Source organism: Edaphobacter sp. HDX4 (genome assembly GCF_036877565.1).
Lineage (GTDB): Bacteria > Acidobacteriota > Terriglobia > Terriglobales > Acidobacteriaceae > Edaphobacter.
The window spans coordinates 158,100-165,652 of record NZ_JAEDXW010000013.1; the positions used below are offsets into that span (position 1 = coordinate 158,100).

Annotated in this window: 7 protein-coding genes; 1 reads left to right on the top strand and 6 read right to left on the bottom strand. The window is 58.5% G+C overall.

From position 1 onward, the window contains the following. Positions 1-2: 2 nt before the first annotated feature. Positions 3-1,793 (bottom strand): ABC transporter permease, encoded by a 1,791-nt coding sequence (locus JAO29_RS14100; RefSeq protein ID WP_334268874.1) that lies wholly within the window; start codon positions 1,791-1,793, stop codon positions 3-5. Next, positions 1,790-3,133, bottom strand: coding sequence for an ABC transporter ATP-binding protein (locus JAO29_RS14105; protein ID WP_334268875.1), 1,344 nt, complete (start codon positions 3,131-3,133; stop codon positions 1,790-1,792). The genes JAO29_RS14100 and JAO29_RS14105 overlap by 4 nt, the downstream gene beginning before the upstream one ends. A 169-nt stretch (positions 3,134-3,302) precedes the next feature. Between JAO29_RS14105 and JAO29_RS14110 the strand changes: the two genes are divergently transcribed. Further along, positions 3,303-3,671 carry a response regulator gene (locus JAO29_RS14110; RefSeq protein WP_334268876.1) on the top strand — a complete coding sequence of 123 codons (369 nt, stop codon included), beginning with the start codon at positions 3,303-3,305 and terminating at the stop codon, positions 3,669-3,671. A gap of 30 nt (positions 3,672-3,701) precedes the next feature. On the opposite strand, the gene JAO29_RS14115 is transcribed toward JAO29_RS14110, so the two are convergent. The 4 genes from JAO29_RS14115 to JAO29_RS14130 form a co-directional block, all read right to left on the bottom strand. Continuing rightward, a complete protein-coding gene (locus JAO29_RS14115; RefSeq protein ID WP_334268877.1) occupies positions 3,702-4,319 on the bottom strand; it encodes a putative colanic acid biosynthesis acetyltransferase in 618 nt (205 codons plus the stop codon). A 17-nt stretch (positions 4,320-4,336) separates the two neighbouring features. Then, positions 4,337-5,500: a glycosyltransferase gene (locus JAO29_RS14120; protein WP_334268878.1), complete on the bottom strand. Its 1,164-nt coding sequence runs from the start codon at positions 5,498-5,500 to the stop codon at positions 4,337-4,339. Between the two features lie 26 nt (positions 5,501-5,526). Further along, positions 5,527-6,780: a glycosyltransferase family 4 protein gene (locus tag JAO29_RS14125; RefSeq protein WP_334268879.1), complete on the bottom strand. Its 1,254-nt coding sequence runs from the start codon at positions 6,778-6,780 to the stop codon at positions 5,527-5,529. Between the two features lie 32 nt (positions 6,781-6,812). Next, a partial coding sequence (locus JAO29_RS14130) for a polysaccharide biosynthesis/export family protein (RefSeq protein WP_334268880.1) occupies positions 6,813-7,553 on the bottom strand: 741 nt, incomplete at its 5' end.

A 7,553-nucleotide genomic window follows, 5' to 3' on the forward strand; every position in this document is an offset into this window, starting at 1 on the left:
AGTCAGGCGCCTACCTTGTAACGAGTCTCCGCGAGCCGGTAGAGTGGGCGCCAGACGAGACGATTGATCGTGACCACCATTGCGGCCATCACGATCGTGGCAAGCAGAAGGATTTGAAACTTGCCGGAGTCGGTTGCGGCGCTGATAACGGCTCCCAGTCCAACCGTCTCCAGTGTGTGGTTTTCCAGATGAAAGTATTCGGCGATGATGCTCGCATTCCATGCACCGCCTGAGGCGGTCACGAGACCGGTGATGAGGTAAGGGAAGATCCCCGGCAGGATAAGGGTCTTCCAGCGCTGCGCCGTGGTGAACTTGAAGAGCGCCGCGACCTCTCGCAGATCGGTCGGAATCGCCATCGCACCGGCGATGACGTTGAACAGGATGTACCACTGTGTTCCGAGCATCATCAGCAGAATGGAACCGATGCCAAGACCGCCTCCGATTCTGACCAGTGCGATCAGTACTACAGGGAACAACGCCGTAGCCGGGACAGATGCGGCGATCTGCGCGACCGGCTGGGCGATGCGCGCGAGCCGCGGGTGGAACCCGATCGCTACCCCGGCAGGGATGGTCCAGGCAGAGGCAAGGAGAAGCGCCGTGTTGACTCTGAGGAAGGTTGCGAAGGCGCCAACCATGATCTCGAAGAACTCCGAGCGGCGAACTTCGTGGAGCAGCGAAAGCGCGTGGATCGCTGCATACAGAACGCCGCCTACAGCAACGATCACGGTGACTGCGCGCAGCGTGTTGTTCCAACGGTCGCGTCTCTTTCGAGCTTCCTGGGTAAGAGGCACAGCGTTCGCGGCGATACGGCGGCGGTTCTCCGCGAGTCGCTGGTAGATGCTCTCCGCGAGTGGCTGGATGGTGTGGTTGCGCAGATTGAGAAGTCCACGGGAGTGTTGAAACAGGTGGAGCAAAGGCGAGCGGACGCGGGAGGTGGTCTCCACCTGCTCGAATTTGAACTTGTCGCTCCAGGCGATCACTGGTCTCCAGAGAAGCTGGTCAGTGGCCACGATGATGGCGATCATCGTGAATAGACCCCAGATGATCGCCTCGGCATTGCCGGTGCTGGCGGCGGTCTGCAGGTACGAGCCCAGTCCCGGAAGGCGGAAGTCGCGCGAACCCAGCACGAACATCTCGCAGGCCATCAGGAAGAACCATCCTCCGGCGACGGAGACCATGGAGTTCCAGACCAGACCGATGGCGGCGTAGGGCAGCTCAAGCTCAATCAGCCGCTGCCAGGGAGAGAAGCGGTAGATGGTGGCGGCCTCGCGAAGCTCGCGCGGGATGCTCTTGAGCGAGGAGTAGAAGCTGAAGGCCATGTTCCAGACCTGGCCGGTGAAGATGAGGATGATGGCTCCCATCTCCACGCCGATCTGGCGTGACGGAAAGAGTGCAACCATCGCCAGCATCACACCCGGAAGGAAGCTCAGAACCGGGATGGACTGCAGGATGTCGAGCCCGGCGATCATCAGGGCTTCGACGCGACGATTGTAGGCGGCAGTGTAGCCATAGCCGATGGCGAAGATCAGACTGAGTGCGTAAGCCAGCCAGATGCGAACGACGGAGTAAAAGGCGTAGCGCGGAAGCGCGCTCGGGCTGAGGGAGATGACGATCTCCGGCATCGGGTGTCCGAACCAGTAACGCGCGAGCTGGACGACGGCGTAGAAGCAGGCGAGACCGATTCCGGCGACGCATAGATCGAGCAGAAAGGGCCAGCTCCGGCGCAGGACCTGCGAGCGGGCCAGAGTCTCACGATCCCGGAAGTAGCTGAAGCTGTCCGGTAGCTGGATCATGCCTCGATCTCCGAAGCTTCGGCGGGTTCACGCTCGTGCTCGGGCTGGATAAAGCGTCGGCGCGAGGCGTCGAAATCGAACAGCTCTGCATAGCGGCCCCAGTTGATAGCCGTCTCGAGCTGCCGAAGAGTTTCATCCTCGCTGAACTGCTCGTCCAGCATGTCGTGAAAGAACTCTTCGGGAACGGTTTTGTCGCTCTTCGCATCGATCGCGCGAACGATCTGGCGCAGCAGAAGCACATTCTCCACCGCTGCGATGCGAAAGAGCTCCTTCTGGCGAAGAATCTCGGAGTTCGCGAACTCTGCTCCAGTCCCGGTGATTACGGCATCTCCCTCGGTAACCTTGAGAAATCCGAGAAGCTGCGCCGCGTCGACGATAGGCAGCAGATCGTCGATCTCAAAGGCAAGATCGTCAGCAAGCCGATAGATGTCATCCTTGCCGTTGTGGTCGAGCAGAATCTCGAGCAGGCCGGCGATTCCACCCGGCCGCGCATGAGGAAGCATCTGGTAGTGCATCTGCCGCTGATCGCGCACAGGCCGCCCAGCCGCTGTGAGGGGAAGGGCCGGAGGCTTTGCCTCAGGCTGCGTAAGAACCTTGTAGATGTAGTCGACCAGCTGGGTAAACGCGGCTGCCTTGCGTTCGCGCGGATGCGCCAGGGCTACTTTGAAGTCAGTCCGGACGTGGCCCGGATTTCGTCCCAGCACAATAATCCGATCAGCCAGAAGCACCGCTTCTTCAATATTGTGCGTCACAATGAAGATGGCGCGAGTCGGAATGGTTTTGTTCTGCCACAACTCCAACAGTTCACTGCGAAGGTTTTCGGCGGTCAGGACGTCGAGAGCGGAGAATGGCTCGTCCATAAACAGTACCTCTGGTTCGACGACCAGAGCTCGTGCAAACCCGACGCGCTGCCGCATCCCGCCGGAGAGTTCTTTCGGATATGCTGTCTGGAAGCCGTCCAGGCCGACAGTATCCAGCATCTTAAGGGCGCGCTTACGCCTATCAGCCGCATCCATGCCTCGCGCCTTCAGAGGTGCCTCGACGTTTTCTATGACCGTCAGCCAGGGAAAGAGCGCGAAGCTCTGGAAGACGATGGCAACGTTCACATCCGCCTCCGCGACCGGCTTTTCATGCCAGTACACCTGGCCGGCAGACGGAGTGGAAAGTCCGGTCAGCATCCGCAGCAGGGTAGATTTACCCGAGCCGGAGGGCCCCAGCAGAGCGACAATCTCGCCTTCGCTGATCGACAGGTCCGTGGGCGAGATGACCTGAATCCGGTTCTCGCTCGGCTGTGCGTAGTATTTCTCTACCTGTTCTGCGCGAATGATGATCTGCTGCATAGGAGTATGGTTTTCAGATGAAAATGATGTGACAGAAACGGAAGCAGAGCGGTATCGCAGGCCCTGCGCTCAGCGTATCATTAGTATCTAGGGTCCATAGTAAAGAGGCAAACCCAACTGATCACATTGCAATTTGTGTTGAATAATTCGAATGAGGAAATAACTTTTTATGTCCACGACACCAAAACCGCGTGTACTCGTCGCTGATGACGAACAGGTGATTGCGAATACACTGGCGATCATTCTGAATCAGTCAGGGTTTGAGGCGCGTGCCGTGTTCAGCGGAGAGAAGGCAGTTGAGATCCTCGACACCTTCCAGCCCGATATGCTGATCAGTGACGTCATTATGACGGGAATGACAGGAATCGAGGCAGCGATCGTGACGCGTCAGCGCCTGCCAAATTGCAAGATACTGCTCTTCTCGGGTCAGGCGGCCACGGCTGACCTCCTGGAGAAGGCGCGGGTGCAGGGCCACGAATTCGAGATCCTGGCCAAGCCCGTCCATCCTACAGATCTGCTCGCCAAGTTACGCAGCTAAGCCGGTCTTTTCACGATAAGAGTGCCGAAGTTACAGACCTTCCGCACCTGAGGCCGAAACATCATGACGCCGGCGCTCCTTCAGTTTGACTGCGGGGACGCCGGCGTAAATTGTCCATGCCTCCAGATTCCTGGTGGCTACTGAACCCAGACCGAGGACAGCGCCTTCGCCTAAGCTGACGCCGGGCCCCACCGAAGCCCGTGCACATACCCAGCTGTAGGCACCAAAGCTCATCGCGTATGCCAGCAACGGAAAGGCTGGATCGTCATAGTCGTGGGTGGCTCCGCAGACATAGGCGTCCTGCGAGAGGATGGCGTGAGAGCCGAAGTTGACCGGCGCAGGGTTATAGATCTCGGCCCCGTCGGCGGCTGTCACCTGATCGGCGCAGACAAGATTCCAGGGAGCCCACACCTTCGACTTCGGGTAGAAGTGGCAGTTCGGTCCCATGATCGCTCCAAAGGAACGAAGCAGAAAGGTACGCCACCCGTGAAGCGGCCGCGGCGAGGTCCGATACAAAAGAGCCCAGCAGATATTCCACACCAGCCTGCGAAGGCGCTGGCTTAGCGGAAAAGCGGGCCGCTGATATGGATCGGCTGCTGTCTCTGCAGCGATGTGATCGGCCGCGTTGTAATGAACCGGTCTTGGCATAGCGATTCGTCCTGATCCTATTGCGCCCTGGAGGTCTTTGCAGACTCGAAGAGTCCGATGATGGTCTTCGCGGTTTCGCGCATATCATAGCGGCGACGGAAGCAGTCAAAGGTGCGGCTCACCATGAGTGCGCGCTCTTCGGGCCCGGTCGAGATCCAACGCTCCAGTAGCCGCAGCGTACCCTCCAATGTATCGGGTTCCATCAGACCAGCGCCATCGTTCGCAATATCCTCCGCGATGTTGACCTTGTCCGAGAGCAGGACAGGTTTCCCGCAGCTCAGAGCTTCCGCTACGGCGATCCCGAAGTTTTCCTGATGCGATGGCAGGACGAAAGCTTCGCAGGCATAAAACGCACCCCACTTACTGTCCCCCGTGAGCATGCCCGGCCAGTGAATGCGATTCTCGACGCCGGCAGCGGCGGCGATCTGCTCGAGTTCGCCTCTCCACCCCTGCTGATCGGGGCCGGCCATAACGATATCGAGCCCGGGATCCTGCTGAGCGACCTTGCCGAAGGCCTCCATCAGGAGGTCGCAACCCTTCTTGCGATGGATGCGCCCGAGGTAGAGAAGGAACCGTCGTCCGCGAACTTCAGGGCACTGCCCGTAGAAGGTCTCGCGCAGGATGGACGGATCGGTGGAAGGCGGTCCGCTTACACCGTAGGGCACCACATGCGGCTTCCATCGATGCATCCAGAAGCTTTCTTCGGCAAGAACCTTCTCTGCCGGAGAGGTGAAAAGCACACGATAAGCGTCGCGCAGGACCCAGTACTCAAAGGGCACCCAATAGAGCCACTTCTTCAGGTGCTTCCGCGGGAAGGCCCGCTTGAAGTATGGGTCGAGCATGCCATGGGTAAAGACCATGTATGGCATGCGCCCGGCCAGCGCCTGTCGCGTGGCTCGTCCGCAATACTGCCAAAGGCCATGGACAATGACGCCGTCATAGCTCTGATAGTTTTGCTGAATCCAGGGAATCAGCTTCGGCGAGTAGGCATAGCCGGAAGATACGGGACCAATCGGATAGACGGGAAAATCGAGGGTTTTGAGAAACGGGGCGGAAGGATCGTCGAGCGTGACCACCTCGCCGAAATAGCCGATGTCGCGATAGCTGAGGATCATCCGTATAGCCTGGCTGGGACCCCCAGCTTCAGGGCTCAGCGTTTCGATAACGTGCAGAATCCGCATTTCCTATCCCCCAAGGGCCTTCCAAGTTAAGCGGTGATTTTTTTTGTCACTGCGGCCAATGCTTGCCGCAGGCCATGTAAATTTTCTGCAAAACTCCAGTGATTAATTCGTTCCAGGCCTCGCCGGCCCATCTCAGCGGCTATATCAGGGGTGGCGAGTGTCCTGCGCAGCGCATCGGTGAGACCTTCGACATCCCCTGCATGAAAGACTGCTCCTTCAACTCCATCCGTAATGAGATCGGGCTGGCAGCCCACCTCATCGGAGACAATCACCGCCCGCCCCGCATTCATGACCTCATTCACGATGAGGCCCCATGGTTCGTGCCGGGAGGGTAGGACAAACACAGTTGCCAGGTCGAAAAACCGAGGAAGTTCTGACTGATTCCTGAAGCCGCAAAAGCGGATGCTTTGGAAGCCGGTCTGTTGAGCCGCGCGCTCAAGTGTCTCCCGTTGCTCGCCATCGCCTACAAAGACGAGGTACGGATGTGGCTCGCGGCCGGGGGCTGGAGAAAGGCGTTTGTAGGCCTCTACCAGATCCTCTGCACGTTTCCTGGTCTGAAGCTTGGAAGCGAAGAGGATGACGGGCCGGTCGGGAGAGAGATCGAGCTCGCGGCGCAGGTCGTCGCGCCGAAGAGCAGCTTCTGCACATTGGTGCTGGAAGTATTCATTATCGACCGCATAAGGCGCCAGGAACAGGGGGAAGTCTTTCCCCAGGTAGTAACGCCAGTAATCGGCGTTGAGCGTACCGATGGTCAGAACGCCGTCGATCATGTGAGAGAGCGTGTGGAAGAATAGCCTCTTGGCCGCAAGCTTAGCCACGCTGCGGTCACGATCTCCCAGCCAGGAGTCGGAGCGCATCAGCACCGGAATCCCGAGCGCTTTCGCTGCTGTCATGGCGTGAAAAGAATTAACGCTGGCATAGCCATGGACCCATAACGCATCGAAAGCGGGTGCCCCACGATAGCCCCGCAGCCTGCGGGCAATGCCGTAGTTCATCGGAGTGGTCGGAGTGACGGTAGCATTATCCCGCAGGGCAGGCAGGAACTCGTGGCGATATCCCTCCAGGAGAGGAATATCCCACTTCACTCCTATGCCGCCAAACCCTTCGTCCGTGTAGCCTTTGACCGAGAAATCCGAGCCATAGAGAACTGTGAGGTCAATCTGCGGATCCTGGGCGATGCGCCGAAGTAAAGGGGCCTGGTACTGAATAGGATGGCTGACAAGATAAGCGAGTCTGACGCGATTCCTGTTTCCGTCGCTTCGTTGGACGCGTGACGTCATAGATAGGCAGTCAGTCCTTTCTCGAGAAACCGTTATCGGGTGGCGACAACGAGAAGCGATGCAAAGCCAAGCACGGTGGCAAGACCTCCCGACTTGATCGCGCTCTTCATAGCCGAACTGGGGAGAAAGATGATGTCATCAGCCTGGAGCACGGGGTCAGGATCCTTGCCCTTGATCACGCGATCGATATCCACATGAACCACAGTGCGATTATTTCCAATCGTTCGAATCAGGCGAAGGTCATCCTTCTTTCCTTCAAATCCGGGGCCACCGGCCAGGGTGGCGGCTTTGATGAGAGTCAGCGGCGAGCTCTGTTGAATCGGAATGGCGCCAACATTCTTGAAGGCTCCGAGCAGGTAAACCACTCCAAGGCGGGAAACAATGATGGTGTCACCAGCGAAGACAGGGATATTCCTTCGTTCGCTGGTCATCGGATCATTGCCAAGATCGACCACGATCGGCTGCTCGACGCCAAGACGGTGAATGGTGATCGTGTGGCTCGCGGCTGGCGGAAGTCCACCCGCTGTAGTGAGCACATCCAGCAGCCGGCTCTGGCCTACGATCGGAATCATGCCATGGACCTCTCCCACGACGGTCGCCACCTGATTGGGTGACTCAGTGATCTGTAATGTCACCTGTGGGTTGCGGTACATGCCTGCCGCGATCAGGGTATCTGCAATCAGCTTTTGGGCCTCCGCGATGGTCAATCCCTGTACGTGCAGGGTTCCAATAAGCGGAAGCTGGATGGAGCCATCAAGGCTCACTCTCACCAT

What these genes read in the sequence shown, in the direction of transcription:
- JAO29_RS14100 (WP_334268874.1), bottom strand. Translation starts at nt 1,793, where the DNA reads ATGATCCAGCTACCGGACAGCTTCAGCTACTTCCGGGATCGTGAGACT.
- JAO29_RS14105 (WP_334268875.1), bottom strand. Translation starts at nt 3,133, where the DNA reads ATGCAGCAGATCATCATTCGCGCAGAACAGGTAGAGAAATACTACGCA.
- JAO29_RS14110 (WP_334268876.1), top strand. Translation starts at nt 3,303, where the DNA reads ATGTCCACGACACCAAAACCGCGTGTACTCGTCGCTGATGACGAACAG.
- JAO29_RS14115 (WP_334268877.1), bottom strand. Translation starts at nt 4,319, where the DNA reads ATGCCAAGACCGGTTCATTACAACGCGGCCGATCACATCGCTGCAGAG.
- JAO29_RS14120 (WP_334268878.1), bottom strand. Translation starts at nt 5,500, where the DNA reads ATGCGGATTCTGCACGTTATCGAAACGCTGAGCCCTGAAGCTGGGGGT.
- JAO29_RS14125 (WP_334268879.1), bottom strand. Translation starts at nt 6,780, where the DNA reads ATGACGTCACGCGTCCAACGAAGCGACGGAAACAGGAATCGCGTCAGA.